At 42.2% G+C, this 19114-nt stretch carries 17 protein-coding genes; 9 read left to right on the forward strand and 8 right to left on the reverse strand.

All coding sequences use genetic code 11. The annotated features are described in order from the left end of the window. Nucleotides 1-196 precede the first annotated feature (196 nt). The 9 genes from AC2CZC_RS19290 to AC2CZC_RS19330 all read left to right on the forward strand — a co-directional run bounded on the left by AC2CZC_RS19290 (nucleotide 197) and on the right by AC2CZC_RS19330 (nucleotide 9312). Complete coding sequence (locus AC2CZC_RS19290; protein ID WP_484583050.1) at nucleotides 197-1153, forward strand: AAA family ATPase; 957 nt, start codon at nucleotides 197-199, stop codon at nucleotides 1151-1153. A 16-nt stretch (nucleotides 1154-1169) separates the two neighbouring features. After that, nucleotides 1170-2111, forward strand: coding sequence for a DUF58 domain-containing protein (locus AC2CZC_RS19295; protein WP_484583051.1), 942 nt, complete (start codon nucleotides 1170-1172; stop codon nucleotides 2109-2111). 5 nt (nucleotides 2112-2116) lie between these two features. Then, nucleotides 2117-2551: a DUF4381 domain-containing protein gene (locus AC2CZC_RS19300; protein WP_484583052.1), complete on the forward strand. Its 435-nt coding sequence runs from the start codon at nucleotides 2117-2119 to the stop codon at nucleotides 2549-2551. Further along, the gene (locus tag AC2CZC_RS19305; protein ID WP_484583053.1) at nucleotides 2544-3530 is read left to right on the forward strand and encodes a vWA domain-containing protein; all 987 of its coding nucleotides are present in this window, start codon (nucleotides 2544-2546) and stop codon (nucleotides 3528-3530) included. The genes AC2CZC_RS19300 and AC2CZC_RS19305 overlap by 8 nt, the downstream gene beginning before the upstream one ends. 1 nt (nucleotide 3531) lies before the next feature. Further along, nucleotides 3532-5400, forward strand: a complete 1869-nt coding sequence (locus tag AC2CZC_RS19310; RefSeq protein ID WP_484583054.1) for a vWA domain-containing protein — start codon at nucleotides 3532-3534, stop codon at nucleotides 5398-5400. Then, nucleotides 5394-7040, forward strand: a complete 1647-nt coding sequence (locus AC2CZC_RS19315; RefSeq protein WP_484583055.1) for a BatD family protein — start codon at nucleotides 5394-5396, stop codon at nucleotides 7038-7040. The genes AC2CZC_RS19310 and AC2CZC_RS19315 overlap by 7 nt, the downstream gene beginning before the upstream one ends. Nucleotides 7041-7091: 51 nt before the next feature. After that, complete coding sequence (locus AC2CZC_RS19320; RefSeq protein WP_039609088.1) at nucleotides 7092-7607, forward strand: sigma-70 family RNA polymerase sigma factor; 516 nt, start codon at nucleotides 7092-7094, stop codon at nucleotides 7605-7607. Next, nucleotides 7607-8335 (forward strand): DUF3379 family protein, encoded by a 729-nt coding sequence (locus AC2CZC_RS19325; RefSeq protein ID WP_484583056.1) that lies wholly within the window; start codon nucleotides 7607-7609, stop codon nucleotides 8333-8335. Before AC2CZC_RS19320 ends, AC2CZC_RS19325 begins: the two co-directional genes overlap by 1 nt. Nucleotides 8336-8445: 110 nt before the next feature. Beyond that, on the forward strand, nucleotides 8446-9312 hold the full coding sequence (locus AC2CZC_RS19330) for a Tim44 domain-containing protein (protein ID WP_484583057.1): 867 nt from the start codon (nucleotides 8446-8448) through the stop codon (nucleotides 9310-9312). Between the two features lie 76 nt (nucleotides 9313-9388). On the opposite strand, the gene AC2CZC_RS19335 is transcribed toward AC2CZC_RS19330, so the two are convergent. From AC2CZC_RS19335 to AC2CZC_RS19370, 8 genes are all read right to left on the reverse strand, one after another. Then, nucleotides 9389-10231, reverse strand: a complete 843-nt coding sequence (locus tag AC2CZC_RS19335) for a kinase (protein ID WP_484583058.1) — start codon at nucleotides 10229-10231, stop codon at nucleotides 9389-9391. Further along, nucleotides 10232-10903 (reverse strand): response regulator, encoded by a 672-nt coding sequence (locus AC2CZC_RS19340; RefSeq protein WP_484583059.1) that lies wholly within the window; start codon nucleotides 10901-10903, stop codon nucleotides 10232-10234. It lies immediately after the preceding gene. A gap of 89 nt (nucleotides 10904-10992) precedes the next feature. After that, nucleotides 10993-12495, reverse strand: coding sequence for an ATP-binding protein (locus AC2CZC_RS19345; protein WP_484583060.1), 1503 nt, complete (start codon nucleotides 12493-12495; stop codon nucleotides 10993-10995). 208 nt (nucleotides 12496-12703) lie between these two features. Beyond that, entirely contained in the window at nucleotides 12704-13000 is a 297-nt protein-coding gene (locus AC2CZC_RS19350; protein WP_484583061.1) for a PilZ domain-containing protein, read from the reverse strand. Nucleotides 13001-13009: 9 nt separating this feature from the next. Further along, nucleotides 13010-13393, reverse strand: a complete 384-nt coding sequence (locus AC2CZC_RS19355; RefSeq protein WP_036977231.1) for a response regulator — start codon at nucleotides 13391-13393, stop codon at nucleotides 13010-13012. An 85-nt stretch (nucleotides 13394-13478) separates the two neighbouring features. Then, on the reverse strand, nucleotides 13479-17360 hold the full coding sequence (hrpA, locus tag AC2CZC_RS19360; RefSeq protein ID WP_484583062.1) for an ATP-dependent RNA helicase HrpA: 3882 nt from the start codon (nucleotides 17358-17360) through the stop codon (nucleotides 13479-13481). A gap of 79 nt (nucleotides 17361-17439) precedes the next feature. Further along, nucleotides 17440-17868: a CBS domain-containing protein gene (locus AC2CZC_RS19365; protein ID WP_211035883.1), complete on the reverse strand. Its 429-nt coding sequence runs from the start codon at nucleotides 17866-17868 to the stop codon at nucleotides 17440-17442. Nucleotides 17869-17955: 87 nt separating this feature from the next. Next, complete coding sequence (locus tag AC2CZC_RS19370) at nucleotides 17956-18951, reverse strand: isoaspartyl peptidase/L-asparaginase family protein (protein WP_484584905.1); 996 nt, start codon at nucleotides 18949-18951, stop codon at nucleotides 17956-17958. Nucleotides 18952-19114: the final 163 nt, after the last annotated feature.

Consider the following 19114-nt stretch of genomic DNA (forward strand, 5'->3'; position numbering starts at 1 on the left):
AAAAATCACAGCGCAAATTAAACTTAGCGTGAATTTTAAACAAATCAAAAAGCATCTGAAAAATATATTAAAAATATGGAACTAAACGAAAAAAAAGAGTCTAAGAAAAGTGTGAAATTACACCTCAAAAGCTTGAGTTTTCTGTTTCAATCCATATAAATAAGCAACAAATTTGTCATAACAAGGACAAACAAGCATGGCAGTTAATGAGTTTACTGAATTAAAAAAATACTTAGATACCCAAATTATTGGTCAACCAGACCTAACTGAAGCCCTTTTAATCGCGATTTTAGCTGATGGCCACCTACTGGTAGAAGGCCCTCCGGGGCTGGCAAAAACACGTGCTGTAAACGCACTTGCTAAAGGCATTGAAGGCAGTTTCCAACGTGTTCAGTTTACCCCTGACTTATTACCTGCTGACATTACCGGTACCGATATTTACAGACAGCAAACCAGCGAGTTTGTATTTGAAAAAGGTCCATTATTCCATAACCTAGTACTGGCAGATGAAATCAACCGAGCGCCCGCTAAAGTTCAGTCAGCGTTATTAGAGGCGATGGCAGAAAGACAAGTCACCGTAGGTAAAACGACTTATCCATTACCTGAACTATTTATGGTTATGGCGACCCAAAACCCGCTCGAGCAAGAAGGGACTTATCCGCTCCCTGAAGCACAATTAGACCGTTTTTTGCTGCACCTCAATATTGACTACCCAAAAGCGCAAACTGAGTTAGAGATTTTACGTTTAACTCGTGGTGAGGCACTCAGTACTGAAACCGTTAAATTTAACCCAATCAGTCAGCAAACTTTATTCGAAGCAAGAAAGAAGGTACTTGAGTTACATCTAGCTGAACCGCTTGAGCAATACTTAGTACAACTTATTATTGCAACCCGTGAAGCGGCAAACTTAGATGCTGAACTTGGTACTTGGATTGAACTGGGTGCAAGTCCACGTGCAACCATTGCGCTTGATAAATGTGCTCGTGCCCACGCTTGGCTGCAAGAACGTGATTTTGTCACGCCTGATGATATACAAGCAGTGTTACATGATGTACTCAGACATCGCATTATTTTAAGCTACGAAGCACAAGCAGATGGTATTACAAAAGATCAGGTAATTAGCCGCATCCTTGAGTTAGTACCAGTTCCTTAAAGTGTAGTTTTCCGCTATGAAAGCAAATATTGATATTAAAAACTGGTTTGCAAATTGCCACAGCAATGGCGTCGAACTCGGGCTGAAAGAGTTGCTCTATTACAGAAGTAAGGCCCGCCTTCTCGACTTAAAACCAAAAGGTCAAATTCGCAGTGCACAAGCTGGACAATACCTCGCACCTCACAAAGGGCGAGGCATGGAATTTGCCGAAGTGCGTCAATACCAATATGGTGACGATATCCGCGCAATAGATTGGCGCGTAACGGCACGTACGGGTGAAGCGCACACAAAACTTTATCAAGAAGAGAAAGAACGCCCAGTCTTTTTATTTACAGACTTGTCCAATAGCATGTTATTTGGCAGCCAATTGCTGCTCAAATCTGTGCAAGCCGCGCATTTAAGTGCACTTGTTGCATGGTCAGCATCGCAGCGTGGCGATAGGCTTGGTGGCGTGGTATTTTCAGAGCACAGTCATCATGAGCTCAAACCAACGGCGAGGGACAAAGGCGTCTTGGCATTTTGTCATCAATTATGTGATGTACATAACACCAGCCTAATTAGTCGTGACAAACAAAGCGACAGTCGATTTAACGACAATTTAAAGCGCCTCAAACATCTCGCAAAGCCGGGCAGTTTAATTTACCTTATTTCTGACTTTTCTGAGCTAGATGAAGAAAGCTTTTCCTTACTTGAAGGGATAAGTAGACACTGTGAGTTAATTGGATGCCAAGTCAGTGATCCATTCGAGCATACCTTACCAGCTTACAGCGAAACAGTCGAAATCCAAGGTACGCACAGTGCTTGGACACTGCCACTGAGCGACAAGCAATTTAGAGACAAGTTTGCCAAACGCGCCCAGCAAGTGTTTAACAGACGATTAAAGCGCTTACAGCGTTCTGGCATGACCATGCTCAACTTTTCTGCTGATACCCCCTTAGAAACACAGCTCTCTAGGTGACAATAATGAATCAATCCCCTTTAGATGCCCTTCATGATGTAATACCGCCAGAGCAAGTGAGTTGGTGGCCTTTATCTTTGCCAATGTGGGCGCTGATCATTGCTTCAACGCTTTGTCTGGTCGCATTGACTGTTTGGTTATATAAAAATTGGCGCTATGGTGCAGCTAAACGAGAAGCAATACAGCTCAGTGAAACACATAAACAAGACGCGCTTGCTTTGCACGGTCTTGTCAAAAGATTAGCAAAACATTATTACGGTACAACCGTCGCATCACAAACCAGCACAAATTGGTGTAATACTTTAAATACGCTATCAAAAGCGCAGTTCAATGAACAAGATATTGCCTCATTATATCAATCTGATAACAACAATGAACAAAGCGAAAAGCTCCTGATGGCAATTAGAACTTTTAAAATCAAGGAGCGCTTAGATGTTTGAATTTGAGTGGCCGCTGGCTTTCTTACTGCTCCTATTACCCTGGATAATCTCAAAAATAAAACCTGTTGCAGTGCAGTCCCAACAGAAAATCCGTATGCCTAGTTATGCATCATTGGGCGGTATCAGCACACAGGCGCAATCGTACTCTCGTAAAAAAAATTGGCTTGAAATGCTGGTCTGGCTGCTTTTAGTCACCGCGTTGAGCAACCCAACTTGGTTAGATGACCCAATCACATTACCCAGTGAAGGCAGAGATATCATGCTGGCCGTCGACCTTTCTCACTCTATGGCTGAAGAAGATATGGAGTACAATGGCCGTTATATCGATAGGTTATCTGTCGTGAAAGCTGTATTGGGTGATTTTATAGAACAACGACAAGGCGACAGACTTGGCTTGATATTATTTGCCGACACCGCTTTTTTACAAACGCCTTTGACCAAAGACATCAATACCGTAAGCCAAATGCTGCAAGAGTCACAAATTGGCTTGGTAGGCAGAGCAACGGCAATCGGTGATGCGTTGGGTCTTGCTGTTAAGCGTTTCAATCAAAAAGAAGAAAGTAATCGTATCCTCATTTTACTTACCGACGGTCAAAATACCGCTGGTAATTTACAACCTGAAGAGGCGTTGATCTTAGCCAGAGAAGAAGGAATAAAAGTATATACCATTGGTGTTGGCTCTGACGGTCGCAGAAACATGGGCTTTTTCTCAATGGGCAGTATGTCAGGGGCAAGCATTGATGAGCAAACACTGACACATATTGCCACAAAGACAGGTGGTCGATACTTTAGAGCAAAAGATGTGCAAGGCTTACAACAAATTTACTCTGAACTTGATAACCTAGAGCCTATTTCTGCAGAGGATGAAACATTTCGTCCTAAAATCGCATTGTTTTATATTCCCCTATTGGCCGCAATTGCTCTGTGGGCTTTAGTACTGCTTATTCGCTTTGCAACACAATGGAGGCGAGATAATTAAGATGACCGAATTTCAATTTATCCGACCAGAGCTACTTTGGCTACTGGTACCTTGGGCAATCATCAGTTTATTGCAATGGTACAAAAAAGCAGGCCATAAACAGTCTCAATTAATTGCACCGCATCTTGCGAAAGTGGTTTTAACTGAAGGCAATCAAAGTAAAACCAGTCACTCAACGTGGCTAACCAGTCTAATTTTATTCCTAGGGGTGTTCGCTGCAGCGGGACCAAGCATTGAAAAGCAAAGCGTACCGGTTTTCTCGGCCAAACAAGCTAGAGTCATCGTTATGGATATGTCCTACTCTATGTATTCGACGGATATTGCACCTAACAGATTGACTCAGGCTAGATTTAAAACCTTAGACATGTTGCAACAGTTTCGTGAAGGTGACACCGCATTGGTTGCCTATGCACAAGATGCCTTTATTATCTCCCCACTCACAAGCGATATAAATACGCTAGAAAACCTTGTACCAAGTATTAGCCCAGCGATTATGCCGGGCAAAGGCGCTAACGTACTAGCCGGTATTGACCAAGCAAAAACCTTACTAGCACAAGCAGGTTATCCATCAGGCGAAATCATTTTAATCACTGATGAAGTCGAGTTGGAAGATGCACAAGATATACATGATATGCTCAGCGGCTCAGGTTATACCCTTCATGTTTACGGTGTTGGCACAGCACAAGGTGCACCGATTAGTATTCCAGAAGGCGGCTTTTTAAAAGATAGATACGGGCAAATCGTCGTTCCTAAGCTTTATGTCGATAGATTACGTTCACTTGCACAGCGCTTAGGCGGACGATATGCCACTTACTCACCGGATAACTCAGATATAGAAACCTTTGCAATAAATCATACGCAAGATATTGAAACGCCCAATGAGCCAAATGAAACCCTTTGGCGCGTCGATGCGGGAAAATATTTGTTATTTGCAATTATTCCTCTTGCGCTATTGGCATTTCGTAATAATGCCGTTGCGCTGGTAATTTGCGTTGTTGCCTATTTACCAAGCCAACCCAGTTATGCAGCAGATTGGCAATCTTGGTTCAAAAATACCGACCAAAATGCGCTCTCTGCTTATCAAAAAGAAAACTTTGATCAAGCAAGTACCGCACAAGATGCGACGTTACGTGGGGCTGCTCAATATAAACAAGGTCAATATGAGCAAGCTGCAAAGACTTTAGAAAATGCAAATACGGCCATAGGTCAATATAACCTTGGTAACGCCCTCGCCCATTTAGGTAAACTTGATGACGCTATGCAAGCTTATGATCAAGCGTTGCAACTAGATCCGTCATTATCGCAAGCACAAGAGAACAAAGAACTGCTTGAGCAAATGAAAGATCAGCAATCACAACAAAACCAAGATCAAAACAATCAGCAGCAAGAGCAGTCTTCTGAGCAACAAAACGATCAGCAGCAAGGTGAAAGCGAAAATCAAGAGCAACAATCTGGTGAACAAAACGATCAACAGAACCAATCGCAAGACGGACAAGGAAATGAATCTGAGCAAGAAAATAGCGAACAGTCAGAGCAATCTCAAAGTAGTGAGCAATCAGACAGTCAAAATAAGCCTGAATTAGCAGATAAACAAACAGGTGAAGAAAGCGAAAAAACAGAAGAGCAACCCCAAGCACGCCCGCAGCAAGCACAACAGAGTGAGCCAAAAGAAGGTGAGCAATCGGAACAAATGCTACCAAGTGAAATGAAGGAATTAACACCAGAAGAGAAAGAAAAAGCGCAGCAACTCAATCAGCTACTGCGCCGAGTACCTGATGACCCCGCTATTTTGCTGAAGAACAAAATGCTTTTGGAATCAAGACAAAGACAACAACAAAGACAACCAGTAGGAGCTGAAAAATCATGGTAATGCGATTTGCTGTTTATTTTATTTTATTCGCTGTCGCGCTGCCTGCTTTGGCTATAGACAGACTGACAGCCAGTGTCGATAAAAACCCCGTGTTAGTTGGAGAATATTTTACTTTAACTATAGAAGCAGATGGTAAAGTGTCGGGTCAGATGCCTGATACAAGCGCCATGGCACGAAGCTTCATTACAGGCCCTGTGAGTACCAGCTCTCGCACACACATTGTTAATGGCAGCATGAGCAGTGCTACAAGCTGGCAAATGCAGGTGATGTCTCGAAGCGCTGGAGAGTTTACCATTCCTGCATTTGAAGTATCTGGTGTAAAGAGTCAACCCATTACTCTGCGTGTTGTTGCAAGAGAAGCGGATGACAATCAACAAAAAGATGTGTTTGTTACCACTGAACTCAACCTAGAATCTTTGTATGTGCAACAAGCTGCGCTATATACCGTTAAGCTTTTCATTGGTAAAGATTTGCTCGACGCGCAAATGACACCGCCAACAATGAATGATGGCTCGATTACGCCAATGGGACAGCAAGAAGAAAATTACGAAGTTCTTGATGGCCGCCGCTATCGAGTGATCACAAGAAATTACCTTGTACAGCCTCAAAAAAGTGGTAACTTTAAAATTGAAGGGCCGATTTTCAATGGTCAAGTTAGAGAAGGTTATCGAAGAATGGCTGTCAGCGCGGTTGGTGACTCCATTAATGTTGAAGTAAAACCAATTCCTGACAATTACCGTGGCGCATGGTTACCGAGCGAATTAGTTAACTTGGCTGAAGAATGGCAACCAGCGGATGCGCAAGTCGTTGTCGGTGCGCCGATCACACGTACGTTTACCTTAACCGCTTTGGGCATTACTAAAGAGCAAATGCCTGATATTGAAGTGCCGAGCGTAGATGGGTTTAGAATTTACCCTGATGAAACCGATCGTAACCAAATGGCCCGTGATGGTCGAGTCATTTCACAAATGGTTGCATCATATGCGCTTCTGCCACAAAAACCGGGCACTTATACTCTACCAGAAGTTAAATTACCTTGGTTTAATACGGTGATAAATCGCATTCAATATGCCACTCTACCAGCGAGAACAATTGAAGTGATTGCAGATCCTAATCAACCTCAACAGCCTGTGACTTTGCCACAAGTTGATACGCAAACCCAATCAGCACTGCCGCAAGCTAGCGTTGAGCCGACCATCATTTACAAAGATGCTGAAAAGTCTTGGATTGATTGGCTTATTATCGGTTTAGGTTATTTACTATGGTTGATTACATTGGCTGTGTTACTACTTAGAAAACCGACTGTATCAGCACAAAGCCCGCAAGTGGGTAATCAACCTAACATAAATATTGATGCACAAGCAAAACTCAAGCAATTGGGAAAAGCTGCTAAGAGCAATGACGCAAACCAATTCTACTCGCTATTGCGTGACTATCTAGAGCTTACTCATCAGCAAACGCTTAAATCGTGGTTAAGCCAGCAATCACCCGAAATTGGGGAAGAAATTGCAAAATTGCAAGCATCCCTTTATAGTGCAAATAAACAACAGGTCGATCTCGTAACGCTATATAATCAAATATGTAAAATTAAAAAGCGTTCAAAATCAGGCGCTAAGAATAGCCTAGAGTCGCTTTACTAAAAAATATGGCGAAAAACGAAATAATATTGCTGAAGGCAAGGTCTAGTTAGCATGACCCAAAAACAAAAACGTTACGAATCTTTGGTTCAGGTTTACCATACAGAGTTATATCGCTTTGCTTACTGGTTATGCCAAGACCCAACTATTGCAGAAGATTTGGTTCAGGAAACATTTTTACGTGCATGGCGTTCTTTAGATGCACTACAGGATGAAAAAGCCGCCAAATCTTGGTTACTAACCATATTGCGACGAGAAAACGCCCGTCGCTTTGAGAGAAAGCAATTTGACTATGCGGATGTTGAAAACGACACCTTAGTTGATACCAAAAGCACAGCATTAGATGATGAAATGGAGCAAACTGTTGTCCAAAGACAAATTAATCAGTTGGCTTCTGAATATAGAGAGCCCCTTTTGCTTCAAGTTGTCATGGGGTGCTCTGGGGATGAAATCGCAGAGATTTTAGAGTTAAACAAAAATACAGTCATGACCCGACTGTATAGAGCGAGAAATCAGCTAAAAGAGGCACTAACTAACGTGAATGAATCAGCAAAGGGGGCATCAAACTGATGGATGATTTAGAATTTCGCCGTCGCCTGTTCGCCGATCCGAGCGATGAGCAACTTATGAACGAAGCTAAGCAAGACCCAGCTAAAAAACGTTTGGTTGACGAAGTGCAAGATTTTGATGATATGTTAGGTGATGCGTTAAAGGTTCCGGTACCTGAGGGCTTGCAAGCCAAATTACTTGCTAATATGGATGAGCAAGAACCTAAGACGCACTCCGCCGACAATGTCGTGAGTCTAGCGTGGTACAAGCGCTTTACCATACCCATTGCGTCAGCGGCATCTCTTGCACTGGCTGTGATGGTTTACTTTAGCACCGCTGTCCATGCGCCTTTATATGCTGGAGAACATGCACTTGAACACGTATATTACGAAGAGAGCGCGTTAACACTCAGCAAAGAAGTGAATCTACAAGTAGTCAATGAGAAACTTGCTATGCTTGGCGGTAAGCTTGAATCACTGCCTGGCAAAGTGACTTATGCAACATTTTGCAACTTTAAAGGCCAACGCAGTTTGCACTTGATCTTTCAATCAGATCACGGCCCTATGACAGTATTTATTGTTCCAAGCGACAAAAATGACTATCGTCAAGGTGATACCCAGTTTAGTGACAGCCGCTTCAGTGGCTCCATTAATAAAGGCGCCAATGCAGACACCATTTTGGTTGCAAAATTAGGCACTCCACTTGATAAATATCAAGGCGAAGTCAACAACTCCTTACAATGGCTATAAAATGGGGCGCGACAAGCGCCCTATTTGTTCCTATAACCACCCTATTTCAGTTCAATTTCTTTTTTAATTTCATTAGAATGTCACACAGTATTTAAACTTAGAGGAAAACCATGAAACAATTTTTTGTTTTATTGACTATCGTTTCAATGTTGTTTGCTACTGCTTTTGACGCTGAAGCGCGTAAAAAGTTTGGCGGCAAGAAAAAAGGTAAAACACATCAAACTTCTACTGTGCAACAAAAAAAGCAAGTGGATACTAAATCACTGGCTGCACAGCAAGGCGCAAAGAAAAAGTCGAGCAAAAAAGGCATTATGGCTGGCGTACTAGGTGGCCTTTTAGCTGGCGGTCTAATAGCAGCAATGATGGGTGATGATTTTGAGGGCTTCCAATTCCTTGAAATGATCCTTTTCGCCATTGCAGCATTTGTCCTGTTCAAAGTAATCATGGGCTTTATGCGCAAAAGGCAGCAGCCGCAAATGGCTGGTGCGCCTAACTTTGCTCAGCAGCAGCCACAGCAAAATCAACCTTTCTCTCAACCTCAACAGTTTCAAGCGAATCAAACAGCAGGTGGATTTGGTGCACAGCAAGAAGTTCCATTTAACTTGCCTCGTGATTTTGATGTAAATGGCTTCCTACAAGGTGCACGTTCACATTATCAAACGATCCAGACAGCGTGGAACAACAGAGACTACACGACAATGGCTGAATACCTAAGCCCAGAGCTTGTAGAAGAGTTCCGTCAAGAGCGTGAGCAACAAGGTGACGTCGCTACTGAAGTTATGTTTGTTGACGCTGAGCTTGCTCGTGCTGACGTAGGTGCAGATAAGTGGGAAATCAGTGTTATGTTCCGTGGTAAGTATCGTGACCAAGGTGACATGCAAGAAGAACCAATTCATGAAGTTTGGCACTTAGAGCGTAAAACACAGGGCGATGCACCTTGGTTGATCGTTGGTGTAGAAGACTTAATTGAAAGCTAAATTTAGCAGATGAAAAGAGGCTCGAAAGAGCCTTTTTTTGTATCATGTGACCCGTTTTGAATAACACGTTCTGGCTTTAAGAAAAGCGCCTGTCCTTGTCTAATATCAGCTCTAAATCGCATGTTGTTGGCAAGGTTTCAATACCCCACTCTGTTAGTCTCTGATATGACTGAATAAACTCATAGACTTGCTGCTCATTCATGCCGTTTCCTCTAGTCGCAATCATTTTTTGCTCTTGTTCCAAGCGCCACTGATATACGTATTCAAAGCTTTGTCCGTTCAAAAATACCAAGCTATCAAATAACGAAAAAAGTATTTGATAATCTTTAGACAAAAAATCATTTACTTGCGAGCGATACAAGCGTTCTGCATCACGTTGAGACTCAAATTGGTTACAGCTACTTTTCAATAAATTTAGAGGCTGAGGTGACAAACCTAAACACCACCCCTCAAATACCAAAACATCAAGCGCGGAAGTAACTGACGTCCAGCTACATTCTGGGTATGGTTCATCAGTTGCTTTATCAAAACGCGGCAAAACAAAAGGTTTAGATTGCTTAAAATCGTTGATGACATCTATGGCACGTTGGATATCGTGCGTACCAGGTGCTCCCCGTGTTAGAAACAACGGTGAATACCGACTCGCAAGCACTTGGCGTTTGGCTGTACTGTGATAGAAATCATCAATAGAAACGGACTCAGCCAACTTCCCTTGGCTTTTTAAATAAGCAACAAAATACGCAGACAGTGTTGACTTTCCACTGCCCTGACAGCCACTCACAGCTATACATATTGGTTTTGATTGATTTGCGATTGAGCGCTTAAGCCAAGCTAACGCTTTTTCGCATCCGTTAATATACTGCTTTGGCAGCTTATGTGCTTCACAAAACTGCCGTTGCCAATCGGTTAAAACTTGCATTTACATGACTTCAAATTTATAACCGACGCCATAGATCGAATGAATAAACTCACAATCGGGCGCGATATCTTGCAGTTTTTTCCTTATTTTTTTAACGTGGCTATCAATCGTTCTATCACTTACTACACGATCGTCATCGTAGATTGAATCCATGAGCCTTGCACGATTATAAACGCGACCTGGGTGCTTAAACATGGTTTGTAACAGCATAAACTCAACATGCGTCAAGTCAGTTCTCATACCATTATAATTCACAAACAAGGTTTCTTCTTCAAGCACCAAACCTGTTTGTATTGGTGCAGTATTGTTAGTGCGTCTTAAAATTGCCTTTACACGTGCAACCACTTCTTTTGGGCTGTATGGTTTGCACACATAATCATCGGCACCCACCTCTAATCCCAATAAACGGTCTATTTCCTCAACCTTAGCGGTTGTCATAATTATTGGCACTTCAGAATCTCTGCGTACTTGAGTACAAATTTCGATACCATCCACCGACGGTAACATGAGATCCAACAAAATAATATCAGGGGTAAAGGTACGGACTCTAGAAAGTGCGTCAGCACCGTCCATTACGATGTCAAACTCATAACCGGCTTGCGCTAGATATTTACCTAGAATAACCGCCAGTTTTTCTTCATCTTCAATGATCAGAACTTTCTTATTAACCATTTAAATACCCTATTTGTTCTTCTTTGCGCTCTCGTATTAAAGATCTTACTTATTTTAAGAAGTGTGTCTATATCTATAATTTTTATAGATTATTTAATTATCGGCAGTGTCACATCAACACTTACCCCACCTAGTTTACTATGAGTGGCAATAATGGAGCCATTATGTGCTTGTACTATACTGGCACAAATTGCCAAGCCAAGACCAGAGCCACCGGATGCTCGGTCTCTCGCTTTATCGACTCGATACAACCTATCAAACAACATAGGTAGCAACTCAGGTTCAACACCGGGGCTACTATCTTGCCAACGGATCAGTACCGTATCTTTTGCCTGCTCGATTACCACCCTTATTTGTCCTGGCTGCGCTTCACTTGAATCAGTATAACGCAGTGTATTTTGCATAAAGTTGCTGAAAAGCTGTGAAAGTCTCGCCTCATCACAGTTGAGTATACATTGTGACTCACCAACTATCTGCCATTCAAAATGCTTATTTTTAAGTGTAGCCAAATGTGAATCGAACGTATGGCCTATCACTTCATTAATATCACACTCTGCCATGTTGTAACTCAATGATCCTCTGTCAGACATAGAGAGCTGATGCAGATCATCAACGAGCTTGGTTAACCGATTGATTTCGTCATAGAGCGAGTTTAGCTGCGCTTCATCAGACTCAATAATGCCATCAATCATGCCTTCAAGCTCAGCTTTAAATACCGCAATAGGTGTACGTAATTCATGGGATATATCTGCTATCCATTGCTGCCGTGAGTGTTGATTTTCATCCAACGTTTTAGCCAATGTGTTTAGGTCATTAGCGAGCAACCCAAGCTCATCCTTACTGAAAGAGTTAAAAGGTGGTTCATAATTGCCCGCCGCAATTTTTTTAGCCGCCGCTCTAAGAGATAAAACAGGTGCAACAAGGAAACGACTAAATGGGATTGCAAGCAAGCTACTCACTATCATCGCTATGATCGCAATCCCTAAAAACCAATGTTGCTGCCGACTAGCAAATAAAGAATCCAAAGAGTTACTTATCTCTAAGCCATTTTCCAAGCCAATAGACCCTAGCAGTTTTCCAGAGTTATCTGCATTTTCATACACTTCAACCCATAGTGTGGTATTTTTACTGTCTTTTCGGCCTTTGAGCAGCTCACCAGATGCCGATTTAAGTACAAGGCGAGATTGAGCCCCCCGCATATGTCTTGGAGGGCGCTCTTCCCTTCCCATCCGTTTCTCTGGGGAAAATGCTTTATCATCTGATGCTTCGCTTTCAGAACGGTGATGTCTTGGAGGGCCGCGCCTTGGGCGCTTTACCATGTCATCAATTTCAGTTTGAGAGCGACCATGATACTCACCAACTAATCGAGTCCAATGCGGATACTTTCTCGTCATCCACTGATCGCCATATTGAACAAAGTTTTCACGAATGGTAGGAAGTAAGGTGACCAGTTTTGCGCGGCTACTATTTTGTAAGTACTCTTTAAAGCTCTTTTCAAACGCCAGTTGGTTCGCATAGTAGACTGCTGAAATAAGCACTGCATTGACCGAAAGCAAGATCACAAGTAACTTTCTTCTTAGGGTTAACTTCATTTAAACTCCATAAAAACCAAAGATACAAGCAAATACTCTGTATCCGCCGCCCAACATATTGCACCGATATCAATGCAGGCTCTACGTTTTATGTATAAAAAAGGCTTGTTTCTAATTTACTACAAGTAGTATCGGATATGAATGTGCAAAAACAGTGGAAGTTAGAGATACGAAGGCGAAATCTCGCCTTCGTATATGATTTTAGCAACTAATTAAATTGAACGATTTCTAAACCAACGACGTAACTATCTGGTGCATCTTCATTACTGCTGCTCCGAACGACTTTAGCACTGGCATTAAAAGGCGGGATCGTTGTGCTTTTACTATTGATAAACACTGTCACCAACTCACCGACTTCCAATGGATGTTCAATCTCTACGGACAAACCAGTAGCGCTTAAATCTAGGCATGTACCAAGATGCTTTTCCCCAGATTGGCTTACCGTTAACTCAGCTTGCGCATTGACCATCATGCGCATAAAACGACGTTTATCTTCATGGATCATAGTGAGCTCCTAGACCATATTTTTTATTTTTTCCAAAAGCGATTGCATGGCAAATGGTTTTACGACATATTCATCACAACCCGCTTCATACCCTGCTTGTTTCTCTTGCTCAGATTCCAAACCTGAGACCATCATAACCGGAATATCTTTGGTTTCGGGTGTATTTTTCAGCATGCGGCAAGTGTCATACCCATCTAAGCCAGGCATACAAACATCAAGCAAAATCACGTCTGGGGGATCCGCAATTGCATTTGATAAGCAGCTGATCCCAGATTCTGCATAACTGAATTTAAACGCATCTGACAAAGCCATCGACAACATTTCGTAGTTAAAATACTCATCATCAACAACTAACACATGCGGTGTTCTACTCCGTCTTTGCTGCGTGGACATAGTCAATGTCGCTTCCTTATCACAATCCAAAAATTTAAATCCTCTTATTAAGGTAATTGGCTCAAAGCAAATTGCAAGTCAATTCCTATAAATCCAATTCATTTAATGCATTCATCACGCGCTTAGCCGAAATTGGATAAGGTGTACCTAAGGTTTGAGCAAATAAAGACACTCTTAGTTCCTGTATCATCCAAAAAATATGCACAAGCTCTTTTGGTACAGGCATTCCTTTTGGTACCTTATTGCACTTTTGACTGTACAAGTCTGATACTTTATCTAACTCTAGTACGCATAAGCGATCTCGGTTAGGGTCAACAGGTAACTTTTCTAAACGCTTTTCAATGGCTTTCAAATAGCGCAAGAGATCAGCGATTTTGTCAGCACCATGATCACTCACAAACCCTCTAAAGATAAGCGACTCTAGCTGAGATTTAATATCGCCATGTGCAGTGATCATGGTCAAATCAACACGGCCTTTCATGCGTTTATTGACGCTGTGCGCGATACTCAATACTTGTTCCACTTGCGATGCAATTTCCACTACTTTATCGCCAAGCTCACCGCGAATATGCTCTTTAGCACGCTCAAACTCAGATTCATCTCTAATCGTATCAAACTGCTTTAATAGGCTATCTACGCCAGCTGCTGTGCAGTCTGAGATTAAGTCATGAATTTTGCCAAAGGGATTAAAGTACAGTCCCAATTTAGCCTTATTTGGTAAATGCTGCTGCAAATATTTTACTGGTGAAGGAATGTTAAGCAGAATAAGCCTACGCAAGCCTAATTGGTGCGCTTGAGCAGCTTTGTCAGGGTGGTCGAATAACGAGATTGAAGTACTATCTTTTTTATCCACTAATGCAGGGAATGCCTTAATCTCATAGCCACCTTGGGTCTTGGTATATTCTTTTGGTAACTCCCCAAATACCCACTCGGACAAACCCTCTTGTTCAATGCCCTTTTCTGCAACTTTAGAAAGTGTTTGTGACACCTTGCCTTGTAGCTTTTCTTTCAACGCCTCTAAATCAAAGCCATGTGCAATCACTTTGCCCGAATCATCGACCACTTCAAATTGCATCTTCAAATGGTTTTCCAGCGAGCTAAGCTCCCAATCAGTGTCAATCACTTTGACGCCGGTCATGCGCAATAATCTTGTCGCCAATGACTCGAGTAAAGACCCTTGTAAAGGCTCAATTGAAGCCAGTACCGCATCCGCATAATTAGGCGCAGGCACAAAGTTTCTTCGCAAAGTCTTTGGCAAGCTCTTAATTAATGCACAGATTAACTCATGCCTAAGCGCTGGAATATGCCAATCAAAGCCTTCGTTTTGAACCTGATTAAGCAATGCCAAAGGAATATTAACGGTCACACCATCAACGGCTTTTCCTGGTTCAAAGTGGTAATTCAGTGGCAGTGTTAAATTTCCCTGTTGCCAAATATCTGGGTAATCAAAAGCAGTTACCTTATCAGCATCATGTTGCATTAAGGACTCTCTGCTCATATGCAAAACGCGTTTATCACTGTGCTTTTTAAACCACTGATTAAATGCAGCTCGATTATTTACATCACTTGGGATCCGCTCATCGTAAAACTCAAACATAGTTTGTTCGTCTACCAAGATATCTCGACGTCTAGCTTTGTTTTCTAATGATTGGATCTCTTCAACAAGTGATTGGTTATATTCTAAAAACTGAGCTTTTTGACCAAGCTGCTGACCAATAAGCGCCTCTTTAATGAATAGCTCTCGACTAATAACAGGGTCAATTTGGCTGTAAACGGTGCGCTTTTTCGAAACTATGGTCAACCCGTAGAGCGTTTGTTGTTCAAAGGCGATAATTGCACCCTGCTTTTTCTCCCAATGAGGCTCGCTATAGCTGCGCTTCACAAGGTGCTGCGCGAGAGGCGCAACCCAAGCTAAATCAATTTTGGCATTAATGCGTGCATACAACTTACTCGTTTCTACCAGCTCCGCTGACATCAACCACTTAGGGCTTTTCTTAAATAATGCTGATCCTGGAAAAATGTGGAACAGACTATTGCGCGCGCCTTTATAGTGCTGTTTTTCATCTTTCATACCAATATGGCTAAGCATACCGCTCAGTAAAGATTGATGGATAGCATCAAAGCCCGCTTCGTTGCCAGAGCCTTTAAAATCCATTTCATCGCACACAGTCTTAAGCTGATATACAATGTCTTGCCACTCACGGATCCGCATATAAGCTAAGAAGTCTTTTTGGCACTGCTTTCTGAATTGACTTCGTGATAGCGCTTCTTGCTGTTCTTCTAGATATTGCCATAAATTCAAAAATGCCATGAAATCAGAGTTAGGGTCGTCGAATCGGCCATGCTTTTCATCTGCCGCGCCGCGTTTCTCTTGAGGTCGTTCTCTTGGATCTTGGATAGACAACGCTGCAGCAATGACGATGACTTCATTTAACGCACCTTGCTCTGCTGATGCCATCACCATTTTTGCTAAGCGAGGATCAATGGGTAAACGACTTAGCTTTCTACCAGCTTGAGTCAACTTGGCGTTTTCTCGACGTGATGCTGCTTTTACCGCGCCAAGCTCTTCCAGAAGCGCCATACCATCTTTGATATTTCGACTATCTGGCGCCTGTACAAATGGAAACTTAGCAATATCACCAAGGCCAAGTGCAAGCATCTGTAAAATAACGGATGCGAGATTAGTTCTAAGAATTTCAGGATCTGTAAATTCTGGTCGCCCTAAAAAGTCATCTTCAGAATAAAGGCGAATACAAATACCCGCAGCAACTCGGCCACATCGGCCCATTCGTTGATTTGCACTTGCCTGAGAAACCGCTTCAATTGGCAGGCGCTGAACTTTTGTTCGATAGCTATAACGGCTTATACGCGCCGTACCAGGGTCTATGACGTATCGGATACCTGGCACTGTTAGGGATGTTTCAGCAACATTCGTGGCAAGTACAATGCGACGATGACTATGGGGCGAAAAAATTCGGTTTTGTTCAGCATTAGAGAGGCGTGCAAACAGCGGTAAAATCTCAACGCCCTTCAAGTTGCGTTTTGACAGCGCATCAGCCGTATCACGAATTTCTCGCTCGCCATTCATGAAAATAAGAATATCGCCCGGGCCTGCATCACACAGTTCATCAACTGCGTCAAATATACCTTGTAGCTGGTCATTCTCGGCTTCGCTCTCTTCGCCTGATACATCGATAACAGGACGATAACGCACTTCTACAGGGTAAGTTCTACCTGACACTTCAATGATTGGCGCATCATTGAAATGCTGTGAGAAACGCTCAGGATCAATGGTTGCTGAGGTGATAATAACTTTAAGATCTGGGCGCTTGGGTAGTAAGTTTTTCAAATAGCCTAAAATAAAGTCAATATTAAGACTACGCTCATGGGCTTCATCAATGATGATGGTGTCGTATTGATTTAAAAATCGATCTTGTTGAATTTCAGCCAGTAAAATACCGTCAGTCATCAACTTTACATAGCTTTTATCAGAAACTTGGTCGCTAAAGCGAATTTTAAAACCAACTTCCTCACCTAGCTCACAACCCACTTCTTCAGCAATTCGATTCGCAACACTTCTTGCGGCTAATCGACGAGGCTGGGTGTGGCCTATATAACCATCAATACCTCGGCCAAGCTCAAGACAAATTTTTGGTAGCTGAGTGGTTTTACCTGACCCTGTTTCACCTGCTACGATAACCACTTGGTTTTCGGCAATCGCTTGCTTGATATCTTCTTTTTTCTGGCTTACAGGTAAAGCTTCAGGGTAGGTTACCTGTGGTAAACCTTCTTGACGTTGCGTTTTCAACTGCTGGCTTCGGGTAATGGACTCGCCGATTTGAGCAAACACTTTTTGTTGCTTCTTTTCGTCGGCTATTTTTTTTACGCCTTGCAGACGTTTTTTAAATAAAAACTGATCCTTCTTTAAACAAAAAGGGATATCTGAATACAACGACTTTAAGTCCACTACACGACACCTTGAAAATTCCAAAATCGTCGCGTAGTTTATCAAAACCTGAGTAATCTACCCAAGTAAAAACAAGTTTTTAAACAAATCTGTTGCCTGATTCGTAGGTATCGTGCAAATGTTTATCAAAAGCGAGTAAAACATGTGCTCTGGTAATTACCCCGACTAGTCGGCCATCTTCGTCACAAACCGGATACAATTTAGGTTTGTCGTTAGACATCCTATCGGCAATTTGCAAAATACTGTCATCGGGACTTACGCATACAGGTTGCTTATTCATAACATCAGAGACAATACTGTGAGACTCATTTTGATATGTTGCTTCCAGCATCTTTTTAATACAATCTTGCTCAGATAAAAACCCAATGACTTTTTGGTTGTCATCTAAAACTGGACCGCCTGATTGACCACTTTGTAAAAGCTTTTCAACCGCCATTTCAATACGCATATTTGAACTAAACGTTACTGGTCTGTGATTAAAATAATCTGCTACTTTAACTGATTGCATTGTTTATTCCCCCAAATAAAATGCCAGCTACTTTTATAATAGTAGCTGGCACTGAAAAATTTGCCTAAGAATCAACAATTGAAGAGGCTATTTAAAAATCTTTACATAGGTTTGCGTTGAATTTGATTTGCTCGCTCTATACATACCCTTTGTATTGAATGGCATGCTGATATTGCCTTTGGTATCGACGATGATCACACCACCCGTTCCACCCGCTTTATACATAGGGCCGAAAATCACTTCTTTACCTGCCTGGTTTATGGATTTATTTTGATAAGCAACGCGTGCACAAATATCGGCAGCAACATTATATCGAATAAAATACTCACCATGCCCTGTTGCAGAAATAGCACATGAACTATTGTCCGCGAAAGTACCAGCACCTATGATTGGTGAGTCACCTACCCTACCATAACGTTTTGCAGTCATACCGCCAGTCGAGGTGCCTGCTGCTAGGTTACCATGCTTATCCAACGCAACTGCACCCACAGTGCCCATTTTGTATTGTTCAGGAAGCGTTTGGTGCAACGCTTGATAATCTTTGGTACCGCTTTCTTTTTGCTTGAGCTTTTCTTTTGCTCGCAACAATGCCTCATACCTATGTGAAGTATTAAAATATTCAGACTTTACAAGTTCTAGACCCTGCTGCTTTGCAAACTTTTCTGCGCCTTCTCCGCTGAGCATAACGTGTACCGAGTTTTCCATCACCTCTCGGGCGAGATTAATCGGGTTTTTTACGTGTTTAACCCCCGATACGGCGCCAGCTTGACGGTCTCTCCCATCCATGATTGAGGCATCTAGTTCATGATGGCCTTCATAGGTATAGACAGCGCCTTTACCTGCATTAAAAAAAGGAGAGTCCTCTAAAATATTAATCGCAATAGCAATTGCATCAAGACTATCACCACCTTTATCAAGTACCTTGTAGCCCGCTTCTACCGCCTCTAGAAGCTTTGCGCGATACGCTTTTTCTTGCTCTGGTGTAAAACGACTTTTTTCAATTGTGCCAGCGCCACCATGGATAGCGATAGCAATAGGTGATTTGTTGATTTCTGAAGCAGACACTTGCAAAGTGGTGAGCATTACAAATGCAGAGCTAAGCATTATTAACTTGCGCATCCTGAGTTCCTGTTTTTATTTATGATTTATTTGTTACTTAACCTGGCAAGATAAACTTAAGACTGCATTTGTGCAACAATATGCGCCTAAGTACAAAAACAGAATTGCAAATATAAAATGCGAAGTT

The sequence above is a fragment of the Pseudoalteromonas sp. MMG033 genome (assembly GCF_057197785.1).

What these genes read in the sequence shown, in the direction of transcription:
- AC2CZC_RS19355 (WP_036977231.1), bottom strand. Translation starts at nt 13,393, where the DNA reads ATGTCCACGCAGCAAAGACGGAGTAGAACACCGCATGTGTTAGTTGTT.
- AC2CZC_RS19325 (WP_484583056.1), top strand. Translation starts at nt 7,607, where the DNA reads ATGGATGATTTAGAATTTCGCCGTCGCCTGTTCGCCGATCCGAGCGAT.
- AC2CZC_RS19315 (WP_484583055.1), top strand. Translation starts at nt 5,394, where the DNA reads ATGGTAATGCGATTTGCTGTTTATTTTATTTTATTCGCTGTCGCGCTG.
- AC2CZC_RS19305 (WP_484583053.1), top strand. Translation starts at nt 2,544, where the DNA reads ATGTTTGAATTTGAGTGGCCGCTGGCTTTCTTACTGCTCCTATTACCC.
- AC2CZC_RS19345 (WP_484583060.1), bottom strand. Translation starts at nt 12,495, where the DNA reads ATGAAGTTAACCCTAAGAAGAAAGTTACTTGTGATCTTGCTTTCGGTC.
- AC2CZC_RS19335 (WP_484583058.1), bottom strand. Translation starts at nt 10,231, where the DNA reads ATGCAAGTTTTAACCGATTGGCAACGGCAGTTTTGTGAAGCACATAAG.
- AC2CZC_RS19350 (WP_484583061.1), bottom strand. Translation starts at nt 13,000, where the DNA reads ATGATCCATGAAGATAAACGTCGTTTTATGCGCATGATGGTCAATGCG.
- AC2CZC_RS19340 (WP_484583059.1), bottom strand. Translation starts at nt 10,903, where the DNA reads ATGGTTAATAAGAAAGTTCTGATCATTGAAGATGAAGAAAAACTGGCG.
- AC2CZC_RS19295 (WP_484583051.1), top strand. Translation starts at nt 1,170, where the DNA reads ATGAAAGCAAATATTGATATTAAAAACTGGTTTGCAAATTGCCACAGC.
- AC2CZC_RS19290 (WP_484583050.1), top strand. Translation starts at nt 197, where the DNA reads ATGGCAGTTAATGAGTTTACTGAATTAAAAAAATACTTAGATACCCAA.
- AC2CZC_RS19365 (WP_211035883.1), bottom strand. Translation starts at nt 17,868, where the DNA reads ATGCAATCAGTTAAAGTAGCAGATTATTTTAATCACAGACCAGTAACG.
- AC2CZC_RS19330 (WP_484583057.1), top strand. Translation starts at nt 8,446, where the DNA reads ATGAAACAATTTTTTGTTTTATTGACTATCGTTTCAATGTTGTTTGCT.
- AC2CZC_RS19370 (WP_484584905.1), bottom strand. Translation starts at nt 18,951, where the DNA reads ATGCTCACCACTTTGCAAGTGTCTGCTTCAGAAATCAACAAATCACCT.
- AC2CZC_RS19310 (WP_484583054.1), top strand. Translation starts at nt 3,532, where the DNA reads ATGACCGAATTTCAATTTATCCGACCAGAGCTACTTTGGCTACTGGTA.
- AC2CZC_RS19300 (WP_484583052.1), top strand. Translation starts at nt 2,117, where the DNA reads ATGAATCAATCCCCTTTAGATGCCCTTCATGATGTAATACCGCCAGAG.
- AC2CZC_RS19320 (WP_039609088.1), top strand. Translation starts at nt 7,092, where the DNA reads ATGACCCAAAAACAAAAACGTTACGAATCTTTGGTTCAGGTTTACCAT.